Source organism: Sphaerotilus sp., from assembly GCF_034519685.1.
In the GTDB taxonomy this organism is placed as follows: Bacteria; Pseudomonadota; Gammaproteobacteria; order Burkholderiales; family Burkholderiaceae_C; genus Sphaerotilus.
Genome location: NZ_JAXHOF010000006.1, coordinates 558,134 through 576,425, shown reverse-complemented (window position 1 = coordinate 576,425; position 18,292 = coordinate 558,134). Strand labels below are relative to the sequence as shown.

Sequence of the window (18,292 nt, the reverse complement as noted above, 5' to 3'; positions counted from 1 at the left end):
ATGAAAAAGCCCGGCAATGCCGGGCTTTTCGATGCAGAAGAGACCGCGATCAGGACAGTTCAGGGCAACTCAGGAGAGCTGATTGCTGATCAGCTTGGTCATCTCGAACATCGAGACCTGGTCCTTGCCGAAGATGGCCTTGAGCTTCTTGTCGGCATTGATCATGCGCTTGTTGGCCGGATCCTGCAGGTTGTGCTTCTTGATGTATTCCCAGACCTTCTTCGTCACTTCGGTGCGGGGCATCGTGCCCTTGCCGACCACGGCGGCGAGCAGCTTCGAGGGGGTCATCGGCTTCATGAAGGCCGCATTGGGCTTCTTGACCTCGGCCGCGGGGGCCTCGACCACCGGGGCGGCAACAGGTGCAGCCACGACAGCGTCGACTACGGGTGCGGGGGCCTTCTTCGCGGCGGCCTTCTTGGCAGTTGCCATGTGTGTTTTCTCCGTCTTGGATGGTGATGTGCCCTTGGGAGAGGCACTGCGCGGCAATGGTACTGCTTGCCTATGGTGTTGAGAAGGCGTGTTCGGCCGGAAAGCCCGGTCGAGCACCGCCGAGCCTCGCCGATGTTCGTGGAGCTACGCATGAAAAACGCACGAAGGGCCTCCTACACTCTCCCGACATCTCCGGGCATCTCCGGGCAGACCTCTGCCCCGGAACACCCCGTGCTTCTCTCCTGCATGACCCCCGCAAGGGTCGAACAAACACCAAACACCATGGAACAATTCCTGACTCCCGAGTTCTGGCTCGCCGTCGGCCAGATCATCATGATCGACATCCTGCTGGGTGGGGACAACGCGGTGGTCATCGCGCTGGCCTGCCGCAAGCTGCCTCCAGCGCAACGCCGCGCCGGCATCCTGTGGGGCACGGTAGGGGCCATCGCCTTGCGGGTCGTGCTGATCTTCTTCGCGCTGACCCTGTTGAAGCTGCCCTTCCTGAAGCTCGTCGGTGCGCTGCTGCTGCTGTGGATCGGCATCAAGCTGCTGGTACCCGATGACGAGGGCGACCACGAGATCCAGGCCAGCGACAAGCTCTGGGCCGCCGTGAAGACCGTCATCGTCGCGGACTTCGTGATGAGCCTGGACAACGTGATCGCGATCGCCGGTGCCGCCGAAACGGCCTCGCCCGGTCACCAGATGCCGCTGGTCATCTTCGGTCTGCTGGTGAGCATTCCCATCATCGTCTGGGGCAGCCAGCTGGTCATCAAGCTGATGGACCGCTTCCCGGTCGTCATCGTCGTCGGTGGCATGCTGCTGGGCTGGATCGCCGGCACGATGTCCGTCACGGACCCCGCGATCACGGGGTGGCTGGCAGAGGCCACGGGCAGTGCCTCGACAGGCGGTGAAGCCCAGGTCAGCGCTGCCATCCGGTACGGTGCAGGCGTGGCGGGCGCCCTGCTGGTGCTGGCGGCAGGCAAACTGATGACGCAGCGCAGACAGGCCACCTGATCCGGCAGGCCTTCGCGGGGGCTGTCGGCGCTGCGATACTGCGAGACTGCAATCTCCATGTCCAGCCCGATCACCATGACCAGCCCACGCCCCGCTTTCTGGAAACAGGACAGGGCCTGGGCATTGCTGCTGCTGGCCGTGGCCGCCCTGCTGCATGCCACGACCGATCTGGCCGAGCCGCCGCAGCAGTGGCTCTTCGACCGAGCCGTCACCAGCCGGATGGCCCCAGCGCCAACAGCCGAGGTGGCGCTGGTGATGATCGACGAGGCCAGCCAGGCCCGCCACGGCCGCGCGCCCTGGCCGCGCGAACTGCACGCCCGGTTGATCGACCGGCTGGTGCAGGCCAGTGTCGTCGTCGACACCCAGCCCTTCATCGGCCACGAAAGCGAGCGGGCGCTGGCCGAGCTGCAGCACCTGCACGCCACCATCGCTGCGGACCCGGTGCTGGCCAGGCACCCGGATCTGCCCGCCATGCTGGAGCGCAGCGAGCAGAGCCTGGACGGCGATGCACGACTCGCCGCCAGCATCGAACGCCACCAGCGCACCCTGCTCAGTCTGGCGGCCCTGCCGGGCCGGTCGCTGACGGATCGCCCCGCAGCGCCCAAGGGCCCGGCAGCACCGGGTGCACGCACCCCCGCCGGCGCACCACTGACAGCACCCTGGCCACTGCCGCTGCTGCGAGACGCTGCTGCGGGCGTGGGACACAGTGAAATCCAGCCCGACAGCGACAACGTGCTGCGCCGCCATGCGCTGCAACGCCAGGTGGGCGCCTGGCGGGTCAGCTCGCTGGCGGTGCTGGCGGCGGGACTTCACCGCGGACTCACCCCGGCCCAGGTCGATGCCGCCCTGCAGGCCTCTGCGCCACGGCTCGGCAGCCGCACGCTGTCGGTCGATGCGCTGGGCCAGCTGGTGCCACTGTGGCCGTCGGGCACGGCGGCGCAGGCAGGCATCGTGACCGTGAGTGCGCAGGACCTGCTGGACAACCCCGCCACCGCGACCCGGCTGCAGGGCCGCATCGCCATCATCAGCCACGACGACACCGGCATGACCGCCCGGCAGGTGTACCTGCCCGATGGCCGTGCGGTCCACCCGGCCGAGGCGTTGGCACGGATCACCGCCGCGCTGGTCAGCGGCCGCTGGGTGCAGCAGCCGGACTGGACACGCTGGCTGCCGTGGCTGCTGCTGCTGGGCGTGGCGGGCGGGGTGGCGAGTGTGCTGCCGAAGGTGACCCGCGGCACGGCGATCGCCCTGTCGGCCGCTGCAGGCCTGGCCTTCCTGATCGTGCCGCATGTGCTGCTGGGGCAGGCGCGGATCTGGATGCCGCTGACATTGCCGATCTCCGGTCTGCTGGGCGCATGGGCCGGTCTGCACCTGCACACCCACTGGCTGCGCCGGACCGCGCGGCGCAGCACGGCGCCGCCCATGCTGATCGATGCCCCGATGGCCGACACGATCATCACCACCTTCGACGTGATGCCGCTGGAGCCACGCGCCATGCCGAAGCCTGTGCCCGCACCCTTGACCGGCAGACCGGCCCGCGCTGTCGCACACCCTGGACCAGAAACGGACTCGGACACGGACACGGACACGGAAGACGACCCGGACACGGAACTGCCGGAGGGTTTCAGCGAGCAAACACAGGCCATGGAGATGGCGGAGCTGGACCGGGCCTACGAAAAGACCCGCCCGATTCCACGCGATCCACAGGAGTTTGCCGACGACGAGGCAGCCTCGCGGGCGCTCGAAAAAACCCAGCCGCTGTCACGCGATGAGGTGCTCGCCAGCGCGGCGCTGACCGCGCACGATGCGCCGCGCGCGCTGCCCAAGCTCGGCCCGTTCCGGCTGGACCGGGAACTCGGCCGCGGCGCGATGGGCAGGGTCTACCTGGCCCATGACACCGAGACCGGGCAGGAGGTGGCCGTCAAGACACTGGCCCTGGCCCGCGAGTTCGACGGCTATGCACTCCAGGAAGCCCGCCAGCGCTTCCACCGCGAGGCCGAAGCCGCGCGCCGCCTGCAGCACCCGGACATCGTGCGCGTGCTCCAGACCGGCGAGGAACATGGCATCGCCTACATCGCCATGGAACGCCTGACCGGCCATGACCTGACGCAGCACCTGCGCGCAGGCAGCCTGCTGCCGATGGCAACGGTCGTGGCAATCGGCACGCGGGTGGCCACCGCCCTGGCCCATGCCCATGCCCTCGGTGTCGTGCACCGCGACATCAAGCCAGCCAATGTGATGATCGACCTGGCGCGCGGGCAGGTGAAGGTGACCGACTTCGGCATCGCCCGCATCTCGGGCGCGAGCCGGACCCGCACCGGACTGATCCTCGGCTCGCCCTCCTACATGTCGCCCGAGCAGATCGCCGGCCGAGAAGCCGACGGGCGCAGCGACCTGTACGCGCTGGGGGTGCTGATGTTCCACATGCTGACGGGTGACCTGCCGCTGACGGGCCACACGATGACCGAACTGATGGGCGCCATCGCCAACAAGCCGGCGCCGGATGTGCGCAGTCTGCGCCCTTCGGTGCCGGAGGCGCTGGCCGACGTATTGGGCATCCTGCTCGACAAGCGCCCCGAGCTGCGCTATCCGGACGGGCTGGAGCTGGCCACCGATCTGCACCTGATCTCTTCCATGCTGCAGCGCAGCAGGTCGCAGCACCAGGACTTCCCCGTGCTCGGATCGGTGGAGGAATACGCGGCAGAACCATTCCCGCACACCGCCCAGACGCCCGGCCCGAGAAGCGTGGCGTCACAATCACGCCGCTGATCCATGGACCGTCCGCGTGTCTTTCCCATGACTTTCGAGTTCTTTTCCGCGACCGATCGAGGTCGTGTCCGCAACAACAATGAAGATTCGGTCGCGCTGGACGAGTCTGCCGGCCTGATGGTGCTGGCCGATGGCATGGGCGGCTACAACGCCGGCGAAGTCGCCAGCGGCATGGCCACCGCGTTCCTCCAGCGCGAACTGGGCCAGTGGCTGCGCGAAGCCGGACCGGATGCGTCCGATCGTGAAGTCCGCCGCGCCATGGACGTCTGTGTCGACAACGCCAACCGCGCGATCTTCAACGCCGCCCACACCGAAGCGCAGTACGCCGGCATGGGCACGACGCTGGTGGTGGGCGTGTTCCGTGGCAGTCGGCTGCTGCTGGGCCACATCGGCGATTCACGAGCCTACCGCTGGCGCGACGGTCGCCTGATGCAGCTCACCCGCGACCACTCGCTGCTGCAGGAACAGATCGACGCTGGCCTGATCTCGCCCGAGCAGGCCGCGTTCAGCAACCAGAAAAATCTGGTCACCCGCGCGGTCGGCGTCGAGGATGTGGTGCTGCTCGAAGCCCATGCCCATGCCGTCCATCCGGACGACTGGTTCCTGCTGTGCTCGGATGGGTTGTCGGACATGCTCGACGACCCGCGCATCGCCGCCGTGCTGAGTGAATGCACCGAGATCGACAAAGCTGCACAGGCGCTGATCGATGCCGCCAATCAGGCGGGCGGGCGGGATAATATCGCTGTGATACTGGTAGCCGTTCACGCCCTGCCCGGTGCAGGCCAGGCGTGGTGGCCATTCCGGCGCTGAGATCAAGGGACCAGGTCCCAGACGCCAAGCTTCAGAGGTTGCTCATGCCCAAACTTGTTGTTTCGCTGGACGGTGTCGTCATCAAGGAAGTTCAGCTCACCAAGGACAAGACCACCTTGGGCCGGCGTCCTTACAACGACATCGTGATCGACAACCTCGCCGTGAGCGGGGAGCACGCCGTGCTGCAGATGGTCGGTCAGGATGTCTACATCGAGGACCAGAACAGCACCAACGGCACGTACATCAACGGCCGCGCCATCAAGAAGCAGCTGCTGCAACACAATGACACGATTGAGATCGGCAAATACAAGATCAAGTATTTGGTCGAAGACAGCTCGGATTATGAAAAGACCATGATCCTGAAGCCGGGCCAGCATCCGTCGGGCCTGCACGGTCGGCCCACTGCACCGACGATGCCGAGCGCCTTCCCGCCGTCGGGCTTCGGTGGTCTGGCCGCTGGCACCGTGCCGCAGGCCTCCATCCGTGTGCTCTCCGGCGCGGCAGCAGGACGCGAGGTGGTGCTGACCAAGGTGGTGACCACCGTCGGCAAACCCGGCGTGCAGGTCGCGTCGATCACCAAGCGCCCTGGCGGCTATGTCTTCGCACACGTCGAAGGCAACGCCCGACCGACCGTCAACGGCGCCCCCGTCCAGTCCGACCCGGTGCATCTGAAGGACGGGGATGTGATCGAACTCGCCGGCACGCAGATGCAGTTCATGCAGCCCTGAATGCCCGGACCTGCCCGTGTGCTTGTTCACGTCGACCGCCCCTGCCGTCCACAGCAGGGTGCAAGCAGTGCGGAAGTGCGCAGGGGCTGGCTTGCACGCGGGTGAGGCGAGGGGCAGCATGGCCGCCTCTGTTGCAAGTCCTCACCTGGAAACCTGATGAACCTGCGTGTCCTTGGCTGCTCGGGCTCGATTGCCCTCGACAACCGGACCACTTCCTTTCTGCTGGACGAGCATGTCCTCGTCGATGCGGGAACCGGTGTGGGTGACCTGACACTGGATGAACTGGCGGCGATCGACCACATCGTGCTGACCCACTCGCACCTGGACCACGTGCTGGGCATTCCGCTGATCGCCGACAGTGTCATGCAGCGCCGCCTGGCGATGACGCCCTTCCGTCCGATCCAGGTCCACGGCCTGCCCGAGACGCTGGACGCCCTGCGCCAGCATGTCTTCAACAACGTGATCTGGCCTGACTTCACGCGGTTGCCACGACCGAACCAGCCCATCCTCACGCTGGAGCCCTTCCAGACGGGCGACGTGCTCTGCCTGAGTGACCTGACCATCGAGGTGCTGCCCGCCTGGCACACGGTCCCGGCCTGCGGTGTGGCGGTGGACACGCCCTCTGGCTGGTGGGTCTTCACGGGCGACACCGGTCCCAACCCGGCACTGTGGGAGCGCCTGCGGGGCCGCCCGATTGCACAGCTGGTGATCGAGACTGCTTTCAATGATGACGAGCGGGCACTGGCCGAGATCAGCCGGCACCTCTCTCCCTCGATGCTCGCCGCAGAGCTGCAGCACCTCGACGTGGACAGCGACACCTCGGTCGCCATCACCCACATCAAGCCCGGTGAAATGGCCGCGGTGACGGGGCAGCTCGCAGCACTCGACCTGCCGCTGCCGGTGTTCGCACTGACCCGGGGCGAGCGCTACCGGTTCTGAAGGGCCTCAGCCCGGGAGGTGCAGCGCGTCCCATCCCGTCCGGGCAATCAGTGCCCCCACCACCACGATGAACACACCGCGCACGAAGCCTGCGCCATGGCGCAGCGCCAGCCGTGTGCCCAGCAGGCTGCCGGCCACATTGGCCACCGCCATCGTGGCGGCCACCGCCCACCACACATGCCCCGTCGACGCGAACAGCGCCAGTGCGGCCATGTTGGTGGCCGTGTTGAGCAGTTTGGCCGCGGCGGAGGCGTGCAGGAAGTCATACCCCAGCAGCCGCACGAACAGGAACACGAAGAAGCTGCCGGTGCCCGGCCCGAAGAAGCCATCGTAGAAACCGACCACCGCACCGATCAGCGTCGCCAGCACCGCCTCCCCGCGTACCGAACCACCGGGCGCATGCTCCCGGCCCATGTCCTTGCGCAACAGCGTGTAGACCAGTACCGCTAGCAGAATGAACGGCAGAGCCCGCCGCAAGCCCGTCGCGGGCACCTGCGTCACGAGCCAGGCGCCGGCAAAACTGAACGCCAGTGCGGCCAGGGCAGCGGGCGCCAGCGTGGCCCAGTTCATCGTCACGCGACGGGCGTATTGCGCGGTCGCCCAGGCCGTGCCCCAGATGGCCGCGCCCTTGTTCGTGCCGAACAGCGTGGCCGGTGCTGCCGAGGGATAGACCGCGAACAGCGCCGGCACCAGCACCAGCCCGCCCCCACCCACGATCGCATCGACAAACCCCGCCAGCGCCGACGCCAGCGTCACCCACACCAGATCCATCACCTGCATCCCCGGAAAAACAAAAGGCACCGGGGTTGCCGGTGCCTTCGAATTGTCTCACTGCGCTCTAGCGCTGCATGTTCGGAGCGTCAGACCTGCCTGGATGTCTTATGGTGTGGCAGGGCATTGGTGTTGTTGTTGGCGCCTGTTGTTGGCGCTTGATGAACCAGTCTCAGTCTCCTCAGTCCCTCGCTCCTGCACACAGCCACCAGGGGTCTGCGTTTGCGAGTGGCGGAAATGTAGGGGCTGGCGATCTGGCGACCTATCCGGGGTTTCCCGCACCAAGATGGCGTGTTGTCGCCATGTAACGCCGGGCGGGCGTCCGAAAGCGGGCATTCGTCAAGCCAGCCGGTCCGCAAGCACCCATTGCGCGGCCCGCTCGGCCAGCATCAGCGTCGGCGAGTTGGTGTTGCCGCTGGTGATGGTGGGCATCACGCTGGCGTCCACCACACGCAGACCCGCCACGCCGCGCACCCTGAACCGGGTGTCCACCACCGCAGCCGGATCATCGGCCCGGCCCATCCGGCAAGTCCCGACCGGGTGGAAGATGGTCGTGGCGATGTCACCGGCCAGCCGCGCCAGATCCTCGTCGGACTGGTACTGCACACCGGGCTTGAACTCCTGCGGCTGGTAGCGCTGCATCGCCGGCTGCGCCACGATGCGCCGGGTCACACGCAGGGAGTCGGCCGCGACCTGCCGGTCCTCGGGCGTCGACAGGTAGTTGGCGAAGATGGCGGGGGCGTCCTCATGGCGCGGCGAAGTGATGCGCACATGGCCACGCGAGGTCGGGTTGAGGTTGCACACGCTCGCGGTGAAGGCGTTGAACGTGTGCAGCGGCTGGCCGAAGGCGTCGAGCGACAGCGGCTGGACGTGGTACTCGATGTTCGGCCAGGTGAAAGCGTCCGACGTGCGCGTGAAGGCGCCGAGTTGCGACGGTGCCATGCTCATCGGCCCGGTGCGGCGCAGCAGGTATTCGAGCCCGATCATGGCCTTGCCCCATGGGGTGGCCGCCAGCGTGTTGAGCGTCTTCACCCCCTGCACCTTGTAGACCGAGCGGATCTGCAGGTGGTCCTGCAGGTTCTCGCCGACGCCGGGCAGGTCATGTCTCACCTCGATGCCGTGCTGCTGCAACAGCCCGCCGGGACCGATGCCGGAAAGCTGCAGGAGCTGCGGGCTGCCGATGCTGCCGGCGCACAGGATGACTTCGCGCGTGGCGGTGACGGTCTCGATGCCGTGCGGCGTGACCACCTCGGCGCCGGTGCAGCGCAGGCTGCCATCGGCCCCACGTTCGGTCAGCAGGCGGCGGACCTGGGCGCCGGTCCACATCTCGAAATTCGGTCGACCGAAGCACGTCGGCCGCAGGAACGCCTTGGCTGTGTTCCAGCGGAAACCCGCCTTCTGGTTGACCTCGAAGTAACCGACACCTTCGTTCGTGCCGCGGTTGAAGTCGTCGGTGGCGGGAATGCCGGCCTGCTGCGCGGCCTGGGCGAAGGCGTCGAGCACGTCCCAGCGCAGGCGCTGCTTCTCGACCCGCCATTCGCCGCCGTGGCCGTGCAGCGCCTTGAATGCCTCCGGGGTCTGCGCGGCCTGGTCGGGGTCGAGCCGCCAGTGGTTCTCGTGCTGGCGGAAGTACTGCAGGCACTGGTCCCAGCGCCAGGTGTCGTCGCCCGTCAGCGCGGCCCACTGGTCATAGTCGCGCGACTGGCCGCGCATGTAGATCATGCCGTTGATGCTGGAGCAGCCGCCCAGCACCTTGCCGCGCGGATAGCGCAGCGTGCGGCCGTTGAGACCCGGATCGGCCTCGGTCTGGTAGAGCCAGTCGGTGCGCGGGTTGCCGATGCAGTAGAGGTAGCCGACCGGGATGTGGATCCAGTGGTAGTCGTCATGGCCTCCGGCTTCGAGCAGCAGCACGCGGCTGAGGCCCTTGGCATCGCTGAGGCGGTTGGCCATCAGGGCGCCCGCTGTACCGGCACCGATGATGATGTAGTCGAAGCTGGACATGTTCTCGCGTCTCCGTGGCCCCGCACTCTAAGCGCAAGCGGCGCCGGCAGCACTCGGTCGAAACGCCAGTCAGCCGCTCACATGCGACGCCAGGATCGGAAACAGCTTGATGAGACCTTCGGCCATGATCTCTACCGCCAGCGCGGCCAGAATCAGGCCCATCAGGCGTGTCATCACGTTGATGCCGGTTTTCCCGAGCAGCCGCGCAATGGCTCCGGACGCGGAAAACGCCAGGAACGTGGCAGCCCCCACCACCACACCGAACCCCACCAGCGCCGCCAGATGCCACCAGTGGCGCGCCTGATCGGCGTAGATCACCATCGTCGAGATGGTGGCGGGTCCGGTCAGCAGCGGAATGGTCAGCGGCACGACCGCGATGCTGTCCCCGGCATCGGCGCGCTGCTGACCATCGCTGACATCGTCCGAACGGGACTCGGCAGGCTGCGCATTGAGCATCTGCAATGCGCTGATCAGCAGCAGCGTGCCGCCGCCCACCTGGAACGACGCGAGCGAAATGCCGAAGAACTCGATCACCTTCAGCCCGGCCAGCGCGCTGACCGCGATGACGACAAACGCCGAGAAACTCGACACCCGGATCGTGCGCCGACGCTGCTCGGGCGTCAGGTGCTGGGTGAAGTGGATGAAGAACGGCACGACACCGATCGGATTGACGATGGCCAGCAGCGCCACCAGCGGTTTGAAGAGGTCCATCGCCCGATTCTGCACCCGCCAAGATTCGGGGTTTACCCCTGAACGGCCGCCTTCCACGGCAAATCGGATCAAAAAATCTGCACAGCCTTACAACACTTCTTGCGGTGGGGATGCTCACACTGCTTGACCGTCATACATAATGATCCCTCGTGATTGGACGCGGCGCCTTTTCTCTGTTCCCTGGAATGAGTGCTGGCTGTAGCTCCGCCACATGGTCCTCTGGTACCTCAGGTACCCTGTTTCTTGAAAGGCGCTCTTCCATGGGCAACAAACTCTATGTGGGCAACCTTGCCTACAGCGTCCGCGACGAAGATCTGAACGACGCGTTCTCCCAGTTCGGTGCGGTCAGCTCCGCCAAGGTCATGATGGACCGCGAAACCGGCCGCTCCAAGGGCTTCGGTTTCGTCGAAATGGGATCGGATCCCGAAGCGCAAGCCGCGATCAATGGTCTGAACGGCCAAGCGATCGGTGGCCGTGCCATCGTCGTGAATGAAGCACGCCCGCGTGAAGAGCGTCCGGGTGGCTTCCGCAGCCCCTACGGTGGCGGCGGTGCTGGCGGCGGCGGTGGCCGCAGCGGTGGCGGCGGCTACGGTGGTGGTGGCGCTGGCGGCGGTGGTGGTGGTGGCGGCGGTTTCCGCAGCCCCTACGGCGGCGGCGGTCGCCGTGAAGGCGGCGGTGGTGGCACCGGCGGCGGTCGCAGCGGTGGCGGCGGCTACGGTGGTGGCGGCGGCGGCGGCTACGGCGGCGGCGGCTACTGAGGACACCAGAGTGTCAGCCTGCTGACACTCTGATCCGGTACCGATCAAGCGACAAGGCGTCAGACCGAAAGGTCTGGCGCCTTGTCGCTTTGGGTCGCTCTTTGGACCTCTGTCGGACTCCGCCCGACGACCGGTCACAAGTGCGTTGATTCGCTGCGACGCTGCTTGCGTCCGCGTCCCGCAATGGCACGGTCGAACAGCCAACCCGGCAACAGCCGCAGAAGCGCCACGGCCCAGGCCATTTGCCAAGGCAACACCGCGAAGCGCTTCCCGCGGGCGATGCAGGGCAATGCCCGCTGCGCCAAGGTCTCGGGTGCCATCAGGAACGGCATGGGATACCGGTTCCCACGGGTCAGCGGCGTGTCCACAAAGCCTGGCACCAGGGTGACGACCCGAACACCCGACGCGCGCAGTTCCACACGCAAGCTCTCGCAGTACGCCACGACCGCAGCTTTGCTGCCGCAGTACCCCCCATGACCGGGCAGTCCGCGGATGGCCGCCACGCTGGCCACTCCCACCAGCGTACCTCGGCGCGCTTGGCGCATCGGTCCGACAAACGCATGGAAGGTGGCGGCCATGCCCAGCACATTGGTGGCGTACAACGCTTGCAGCACGTCCAGATCGGCACGCTCGGCCGTGTCGATGCCCACGCTGATGCCCGCATTGGCAATGACCACTTCAGGCAGCCCCTGTTCAGCCAGACACCGATTCGCCGCAGCCACGATGTCGTCGGCGTCCGCCACATCAGCGCGGTAGACGGTGGCCCGCTCTGGCCCGAGCCCCTGCGCAGTCAGCCACTGCTGCACTGCGTCGATCCGGCGCGCGACCAGCGCCAGCCGCCAGCCCTGGCAGGCATACGCTGCCGCCAGCGCCTGTCCGATGCCGCTGGACGCGCCAGTGATGAACACGAGTGGCGGCTGGCCTGTCGTCATCGTCGGGCGGGCAGGCGGCCCCGCACATTCCCCTGCAGTTCCAGTCGGCCATTGGTGTGGTCATACACCAGCGAGCGGGCCTCGATGACGCTCTGACCTTGTCGCAGGGTCACGGGGCGGGTGCTGCGCACCTGGTCCGACCGGCGATCGAACACCATTTCCTCGCCGGAGAACGTCAATGCCGCCTCTTCCGAGGGAAGTCGGTCGCGAACCACCGTCACGCCACCACTGAGGCGCACGGCGTCACCCCGGTCATCGGCCACGGCCCGCGCTGCCGTGGCACGCAAGGTGTGGCCTTCGTCATCGCGCCAGCGCAGGCGGACACCGTCGATCTCCAGCGTCGCAGTGTCAGGGTAGTGGCGGACCACGTCACCCTCGATCACGCCGCGCGCAGGTCCGGCCGCGGCATAGTGCTGGATCGAAAATCCCCGCATTTCATAGTCCGGCTCATGCCGGACTTCGGCCGGGGCACGGACACGGTCCGGGGTTGGCGTGCTCTGGACCAGCCACCAGGTGGCCGCCGCCAGCAGCGCCATCAGGAACAGCGGCAGATTGCCCAGCAGCGCATGGCGCACCCGCACACCGCGCGGCAGCACCGGCTGCCCCGCCCTCTCCGGCAGACGGCTGAGCAGCGGCGGCAGGGGCAGCGGCGTGACATCGTCATCGTCGAGGGCGGCCACGGGCGCAGTCCTCAGCGCGCCGCGCCGTCCAGCGTGGTCAGGTGACCGGCCAGCAGGCTGGCGTAGTGGCCACCCGCCATCAGCAGCAGATCGCAGAACTCGCGCGCAGCGCCCTGCCCGCCCGGCACGGCGGTGACATGGTGGGCCACGGCGCGCACTTCGGCGTGGGCCTGGGCCGGCGCGCAGGCCAGCGCACAGCGCACCATCAGCGGCAGATCCGGCCAGTCATCGCCGATGACAGCCAGTTCCTGCCAGTCCAGCGCCAAGGTCTGCAGCACCTGTTCGGCCGCGGCCAGCTTGTCGTGGATGCCATACAGCGCATGCACGATGCCCAGATCGGCGCAGCGCCGGCGCACCGCAGGCGTGTCGCGACCGGTGATCACGACAGGCACGATGCCGGCGCGGGCCAGCAGCTTGATGCCGTGGCCATCGAGCGTGCTGAACGCCTTGACCGTCTCGCCGGCCTCGCCGATGTAGATGCGACCGTCGGTGAGGCACCCATCGACATCGAAGATCGCCGCCCGCACCGACTGGGCCGCCAGCATCAGCTCGGCCGGAAAATGCAGCGTCGGCCCCACGGGGCGGGGCCAGACCGGGGTGGGAATCGTCATGCTCAGATCACCTTCGCGCGCATGAGGTCGTTGGTGTTGAGCGCGCCGATCAGGCGGCCCTCGGCGTCGTGGACCAGCAGCGTGGTGATGCAGGCCTCCTCCATCAGCGTGGCGGCCTCGACCGCCAGCGCGTCGGCACGCACGCTGCGCGGCCGGGTCGGGCGCAGCAGCTGCGCGGCGGTCAGCGTGCGCAGGTCGGTGCCCTGCTCGACCGCGCGGCGCAGGTCGCCATCGGTGAAGACGCCGATCGCCCGGCCCTGCCCATCGACGATGGCCGTGGCGCCCAGGCCCTTGGCGCTCATCTCGCGCATCATCTCGACGCAGCCCGCCTCGGGTGTCACCCGCGGCACCGCATCGCCCTGGCGCATGATGTCGTGCACATGCGTGAGCAGCTTGCGGCCAAGCGCCCCGCCCGGGTGCGAACGTGCAAAGTCCTCGGCGCGAAAACCGCGGGCATCGAGCAGCGCCACCGCCAGTGCGTCGCCCAGTGCGAGTTGCGCCGTGGTGCTGGCCGTCGGGGCAAGGTTGAGCGGGCAGGCCTCCTGCGCCACGCGGTTCGACAGCACCAGGTCGGCGTGCGACGCCAGCGTCGACTCGGCCCGGCCGGTCATGCCGACCAGCGTCACGCCCAGCCGCTTCAGCGCGGGCAGGATCGCGGCCAGTTCGTCGCTCTCGCCGGAGTTGGAGATGGCCAGCACGACGTCACCGCGGGTGACCATGCCGAGGTCGCCGTGGCTGGCCTCGGCCGGGTGGACGAACAGCGCGGGCGTGCCGGTGGAGGCCAGCGTCGCGGCGATCTTGCGCCCGACATGGCCACTCTTGCCCATGCCCATCACGACCACGCGGCCGCTGCTGCGCAGGATGGTGTCCACTGCCGCGGCGAAGCCCGCCCCTTGCTGGTCCTGCAGTTGCAACAGGGCCTCGGCTTCGATGCGCAAGGTCTGGCAGGCCATGCGGATGGCACGCTCGGCGTCGAATGGGGGAACGGCGGGGGCAGGAGTCACTGAATCTCGGGCCGGAGCTGAATTAGGATAGGGCGATTCTAGGACGGTGCATGGCCAGCAATCTCGATCTCGCGCTTCTCTACCTGCTTGCCGCAGTCATCGGCGTCGTCGGCTGCCGGCTGCTGAAACTGCCCGCCATGCTGGGCTACCTGATCGTCGGTGTGCTGATCGGCCCCAATGCGCTGGCATTGGCGCGCGACTCGGCCAGCATCCGCTACCTGGCGGAGTTCGGCGTCGTCTTCCTGATGTTCGTGATCGGGCTGGAGTTCAACCTGCCCAAGCTGCGCAGCATGCAGCGGCTGGTGTTCGGGCTGGGCGCCGGGCAGGTGGTGCTGACCGTGCTGGGCGCGGCCCTGGGCAATGTGCTGCTGGCGCTGCTGTTCAAGCTAATCGGCCAGCCCTGGGATCTGGGCTGGCAGGGCGCGGTGGCACTCGGCGCCGCCATGGCCATGTCCAGCACGGCCATCGTCGTCAAGATGATGTCCGAACGGCTCGAACTGGAGAGCGAGCACGGCCGCAATGTCATGGGCGTGCTGCTGTTCCAGGATCTGGCGGTCGTGCCGCTGCTGGTGCTGATTCCAGCGCTGGCCAAGGGCGCAGGCGACACCCTGTGGAACACCCTCGGCATGGCGCTGCTCAAGGCCGTCGTGCTGCTGACCCTGCTGCTGTGGGGCGGCCAGAAGCTGATGCGCTGGTGGCTGACCCTGGTGGTGCGGCGCAAGAGCGAAGACCTGTTCATCCTGAACATCCTGCTGATCACGCTCGGGCTGTCCTGGCTGACCGAACACGCGGGGCTGTCGCTGGCGCTGGGGGCCTTTGTTGCCGGCATGCTGATCGCCGAGACGGAATTCAAGCACCAGGTGGAGACCGACATCCGGCCCTTCCACGATGTGCTGCTCGGGCTGTTCTTCATCACCATCGGCATGAAGCTCGACTGGCGGCCGGTGCTCGACCAATGGCCGCTGGTGCTGGTGCTGAGCGTGCTGCCGGTGCTGGCCAAGGCGGGGCTGGTGGCGGTGCTGGCGCGGATGTTCGGCTCGGCACCAGGCGTGGCGATCCGCACCGGCCTGTACCTGGCCCAGGCGGGCGAATTCGGCTTCGTGCTGCTCACGCTCGGCGCACAGGTCAACCTGGTCGGCGCGCAGTGGATGAGCCCGGTGCTGGCCTCGATGGTGCTGTCGATGCTGGCCACGCCCTTCATCATCATGGGCAGCAACCGGATCGTGATGCGGCTGTCGGCCACCGACTGGCTGATGCAGTCGGTGCAGCTCACGACGATCGCCAAGAAGTCGATCCGCACCGAGGCGCACCTGATCATCTGTGGCTACGGCCGCAGCGGCCAGAACCTGGCGCGGCTGCTCGACCAGGAGCACATTCCCTACATGGCGCTCGACCTTGATCCAGACCGCGTGCGCCAGGCGGCGGCAGCGGGCCAGAGCGTCGTCTTCGGTGACGCGGCCAAGCTGCCCAGCCTGATCGCCGCCGGCCTGTCACGCGCCACGGCCGTGGTCATCACCTACCACGACACGCCCTCGGCGCTGAAGGTGCTGCAGCATGTGCGTGAACACGCCGCGCACGTGCCGGTCGTCGTGCGCACACCGGACGACACCGATCTGGAGCGACTGCGCACGGCAGGCGCCACGGAGGTGGTGCCCGAAGCGCTGGAAGGTTCGCTGATGCTGGCCAGCCATGCGCTGGCGCTGGTGGGGGTGCCGATGCGGCGGGTGATCCGCATCACGCAGGATGCACGCGACGCCCGCTACGGCCTGCTGCGCGGCTATTTCCACGGTGCCGACGACGACACCGTCAGCGAACAGCACCAGGCCCGCCTGCAGTCGGTCAGTCTGCCTCCGGGAGCACCGAGTGTCGGGCAGCGCCTGGGCGACCTGACGCTGCACGTGATGGGGGTGTCGGTGGTGTCAGTCCGGCGGGCGAGCGGTCAGGTCGTGGCCACGGGGGACGAAAATCTGGTGCTGGCCGGCGGCGATGTGCTGGTGCTGAGCGGCCTGCCGGAAACGCTGGCGCTGGCAGAAAGCCGGCTGCTCAAGCACTGAGACACCGAGGCACTGACGTGCCCCCTCAGGCCACCGCCACCCGCAGCGCCAGATTGGCCCGCAACCGGGCCACCATCACGGCCCCCGCCGCCCGCAGCACCTCATTGGCGATCAGCGGCGCGCGGGCCGTGAGTTCCTCGAAACGCGGCAGGTGCAAGGCCCAGACGATGGCCGGCGTCATGGACTCGACATTGGCCGAGTGCGGCTGGTCGCTGAAGAGCCCGGTCTCGCCGACCAGCGCGCCGGGCCGCATCAGCGCGATGCGGCTGGTGCCGGGCGCCGCACCGCTCACATAGACCTGCAAGGTGCCCTGACCGACGAAGTAGGCGGCCCGGTCGCAGTCGCCCTGCTTGATCAGCAGATCGCCCGAGCGCAGCTGGTAGGGCGTGAGGTAGGCCGCCAGATGGCGCCACTGGCCCAGATCCAGGCGTGCGCGGAAGGCATCGTCCGCCCGGTAGGACTGGACAGCCTCGATCAGATCATCAATTCCCATGGCGCACTCCTGCTGATGGTGGCATTCCCATCCGAGCGCCGAACATGCCAGAGTGCCCCGACTTGCGCTGATTCAGATCGTAACAAATGCGGAAACTGGAGTGCATCTGCTACTTGCCGATGCAGAAGCGCGTGAATATGTCACCGAGCAGATCGTCTGGCGTGTAAGCGCCGGTGATCTCGCCCAGCGCGTCATGGGCAAGCCGCAGCTCTTCGGCCAGCAGATCGAGCGCGGTGTCCGACTGCGCCGCCCAGCAACGCGCCAGGCCAAGGTGGTCCTGCGCCTGTCGCAAGGCCTTCAGATGCCGGGTGCGGGCGATGAACACCCCTTCCGGTGAAGCGTGCCAGCCGGCCAGCACCAGCAGCGTCTCACGCAGGTGCTGCAGGCCATCATGGGTCTTGGCGGACAGCGCCAGCGCCTTGCTGCCGGCCGGCAACAAGGCCAGTGCCCGGGCCACCTGCGCCTCGGGCAGGGCGTCGGCCTTGTTGTAGATGTGGACCAGCCGGTGGCGGTCGGGCAGCCGGGCCTCGATGGCACGGTCGGCCTCGGCGTAGACGGGATCCTCACAGCGGGTCAGGTCGTGCAGCAGCAGCACGGCGTCTGCCTCGGCGATGGCGCCCCAGCTGCGCGCGATGCCGATGCGCTCGACCTCGTCGCTGGCCTCCTCGTCCGAGCGCAGGCCAGCGGTGTCGACGATGTGCACCGGCACCCCCTCGATCTGCAGCGTCTCGCTGACCTTGTCGCGCGTCGTCCCGGGAATCGGCGTGACGATCGCCAGTTCGGCCCCGGCCAGCGCGTTCAGCAGCGAACTTTTGCCCGCGTTGGGCTGGCCGGCGATGACGACCTTCAGCCCCTCGCGCAGCAGCGCCCCCTGCTGCGCCGTGTCGAGCACAGCGGCCAGTTGATCCGCCAGCCGGTCAAGACGGCCGCGGGCATCGGCCTTCTCCAGGAAGTCGATCTCCTCTTCGGGGAAATCCAGCGTCGCTTCGACCAGCATGCGCAGCTCGATCAGCCGGTCGCGCAGACCCGTGATGCGTTCGGAAAACGCGCCTGACAGCGAACGGGCTGCGCTGCGGGCTGCGGCCTCGGTGCTGGCGTCGATCAGGTCGGCCACGGCTTCCGCCTGCGCCAGGTCGAGCTTGTCGTTCAGGAACGCCCGCTCGGTGAATTCGCCCGGCTCGGCCAGACGCAAACCCGGCAGCACGCCCTCACCCGCCACCTGCAGGCAGCGGGCCAGCAACAACTGCAGCACCACGGGGCCACCATGGGCCTGCAGCTCCAGCACGTCCTCGCCGGTGTAGCTGTGCGGTGCGGGGAAAAAGAGCGCCAGGCCCTGGTCGATGGGCTGGCCCTGCGCATCGAGAAAGGGGCCGTAGGTGGCGTGGCGAGGCGACAAGGTGCGCCCGGTGAGCGTGCGGATCAGCGGCTGCAGACCACGGCCGGACACACGCACGATGCCGACCGCCCCCCGTCCGGGAGCGGTGGCGATGGCGACGATGGGATCCTGGTGTCGGGGGAGCATGGCGCGCATTCTCGCCGACACCGCACACCATGAAAAACGCCCTGTCGGACGGGCCGGACAGGGCGT

At 67.7% G+C, this 18,292-nt stretch carries 17 protein-coding genes; 7 read left to right on the top strand and 10 right to left on the bottom strand.

The annotated features are described in order from the left end of the window. Positions 1-69: 69 nt before the first annotated feature. The gene (locus U5O44_RS13860; protein ID WP_322589040.1) at positions 70-429 is read right to left on the bottom strand and encodes an SWIB/MDM2 domain-containing protein; all 360 of its coding nucleotides are present in this window, start codon (positions 427-429) and stop codon (positions 70-72) included. 282 nt (positions 430-711) lie between these two features. On the opposite strand from U5O44_RS13860, the gene U5O44_RS13855 reads away from it, so the two are divergent. The 5 genes from U5O44_RS13855 (at position 712) to U5O44_RS13835 (ending at position 6,689) form a co-directional block, all read left to right on the top strand. After that, complete coding sequence (locus U5O44_RS13855) at positions 712-1,443, top strand: TerC family protein (RefSeq protein WP_322589039.1); 732 nt, start codon at positions 712-714, stop codon at positions 1,441-1,443. A 57-nt stretch (positions 1,444-1,500) separates the two neighbouring features. Then, positions 1,501-4,212: a CHASE2 domain-containing serine/threonine-protein kinase gene (locus tag U5O44_RS13850; protein ID WP_322589038.1), complete on the top strand. Its 2,712-nt coding sequence runs from the start codon at positions 1,501-1,503 to the stop codon at positions 4,210-4,212. 27 nt (positions 4,213-4,239) lie between these two features. Then, the gene (locus U5O44_RS13845) at positions 4,240-5,022 is read left to right on the top strand and encodes a Stp1/IreP family PP2C-type Ser/Thr phosphatase (RefSeq protein WP_322589037.1); all 783 of its coding nucleotides are present in this window, start codon (positions 4,240-4,242) and stop codon (positions 5,020-5,022) included. 44 nt (positions 5,023-5,066) lie between these two features. Then, on the top strand, positions 5,067-5,750 hold the full coding sequence (locus U5O44_RS13840; protein WP_322589036.1) for an FHA domain-containing protein: 684 nt from the start codon (positions 5,067-5,069) through the stop codon (positions 5,748-5,750). 156 nt (positions 5,751-5,906) lie between these two features. Further along, positions 5,907-6,689 (top strand): 3',5'-cyclic-nucleotide phosphodiesterase, encoded by a 783-nt coding sequence (locus U5O44_RS13835; RefSeq protein ID WP_322589035.1) that lies wholly within the window; start codon positions 5,907-5,909, stop codon positions 6,687-6,689. A gap of 6 nt (positions 6,690-6,695) precedes the next feature. Here U5O44_RS13835 and U5O44_RS13830 read toward each other — a convergent pair whose 3' ends face one another. The 3 genes from U5O44_RS13830 to U5O44_RS13820 all read right to left on the bottom strand — a co-directional run bounded on the left by U5O44_RS13830 (position 6,696) and on the right by U5O44_RS13820 (position 10,172). Next, on the bottom strand, positions 6,696-7,460 hold the full coding sequence (locus U5O44_RS13830) for a TSUP family transporter (protein ID WP_322590495.1): 765 nt from the start codon (positions 7,458-7,460) through the stop codon (positions 6,696-6,698). A 339-nt stretch (positions 7,461-7,799) separates the two neighbouring features. Beyond that, positions 7,800-9,461, bottom strand: coding sequence for a GMC family oxidoreductase (locus U5O44_RS13825; protein ID WP_322589034.1), 1,662 nt, complete (start codon positions 9,459-9,461; stop codon positions 7,800-7,802). Positions 9,462-9,530: 69 nt separating this feature from the next. Next, positions 9,531-10,172, bottom strand: coding sequence for a MarC family protein (locus U5O44_RS13820; RefSeq protein WP_322589033.1), 642 nt, complete (start codon positions 10,170-10,172; stop codon positions 9,531-9,533). A 260-nt stretch (positions 10,173-10,432) separates the two neighbouring features. On the opposite strand from U5O44_RS13820, the gene U5O44_RS13815 reads away from it, so the two are divergent. Continuing rightward, on the top strand, positions 10,433-10,930 hold the full coding sequence (locus U5O44_RS13815; protein ID WP_322589032.1) for an RNA recognition motif domain-containing protein: 498 nt from the start codon (positions 10,433-10,435) through the stop codon (positions 10,928-10,930). 134 nt (positions 10,931-11,064) lie between these two features. Here U5O44_RS13815 and U5O44_RS13810 read toward each other — a convergent pair whose 3' ends face one another. From U5O44_RS13810 to U5O44_RS13795, 4 genes are read right to left on the bottom strand one after another with little or no spacing between them, the layout of a single operon-like run. Next, positions 11,065-11,862 (bottom strand): SDR family oxidoreductase, encoded by a 798-nt coding sequence (locus tag U5O44_RS13810; RefSeq protein WP_322589031.1) that lies wholly within the window; start codon positions 11,860-11,862, stop codon positions 11,065-11,067. Continuing rightward, positions 11,859-12,542, bottom strand: coding sequence for an LPS export ABC transporter periplasmic protein LptC (lptC, locus tag U5O44_RS13805; protein ID WP_322589030.1), 684 nt, complete (start codon positions 12,540-12,542; stop codon positions 11,859-11,861). The genes U5O44_RS13810 and lptC overlap by 4 nt, the downstream gene beginning before the upstream one ends. An 11-nt stretch (positions 12,543-12,553) precedes the next feature. Then, entirely contained in the window at positions 12,554-13,153 is a 600-nt protein-coding gene (locus U5O44_RS13800) for a KdsC family phosphatase (protein ID WP_416222178.1), read from the bottom strand. 2 nt (positions 13,154-13,155) lie between these two features. After that, positions 13,156-14,157 (bottom strand): KpsF/GutQ family sugar-phosphate isomerase, encoded by a 1,002-nt coding sequence (locus U5O44_RS13795; protein ID WP_416222177.1) that lies wholly within the window; start codon positions 14,155-14,157, stop codon positions 13,156-13,158. A gap of 50 nt (positions 14,158-14,207) precedes the next feature. Here U5O44_RS13795 and U5O44_RS13790 point away from each other — a divergent pair, with 50 nt between their 5' ends. Next, a complete protein-coding gene (locus U5O44_RS13790) occupies positions 14,208-16,211 on the top strand; it encodes a monovalent cation:proton antiporter family protein (RefSeq protein WP_322589029.1) in 2,004 nt (667 codons plus the stop codon). A gap of 25 nt (positions 16,212-16,236) precedes the next feature. Here U5O44_RS13790 and U5O44_RS13785 read toward each other — a convergent pair whose 3' ends face one another. Beyond that, a complete protein-coding gene (locus tag U5O44_RS13785) occupies positions 16,237-16,704 on the bottom strand; it encodes a cyclic nucleotide-binding domain-containing protein (protein WP_322589028.1) in 468 nt (155 codons plus the stop codon). A 109-nt stretch (positions 16,705-16,813) separates the two neighbouring features. Continuing rightward, positions 16,814-18,226 (bottom strand): tRNA uridine-5-carboxymethylaminomethyl(34) synthesis GTPase MnmE, encoded by a 1,413-nt coding sequence (gene mnmE, locus U5O44_RS13780; RefSeq protein WP_322589027.1) that lies wholly within the window; start codon positions 18,224-18,226, stop codon positions 16,814-16,816. Between the last annotated feature and the right edge of the window lie 66 nt (positions 18,227-18,292).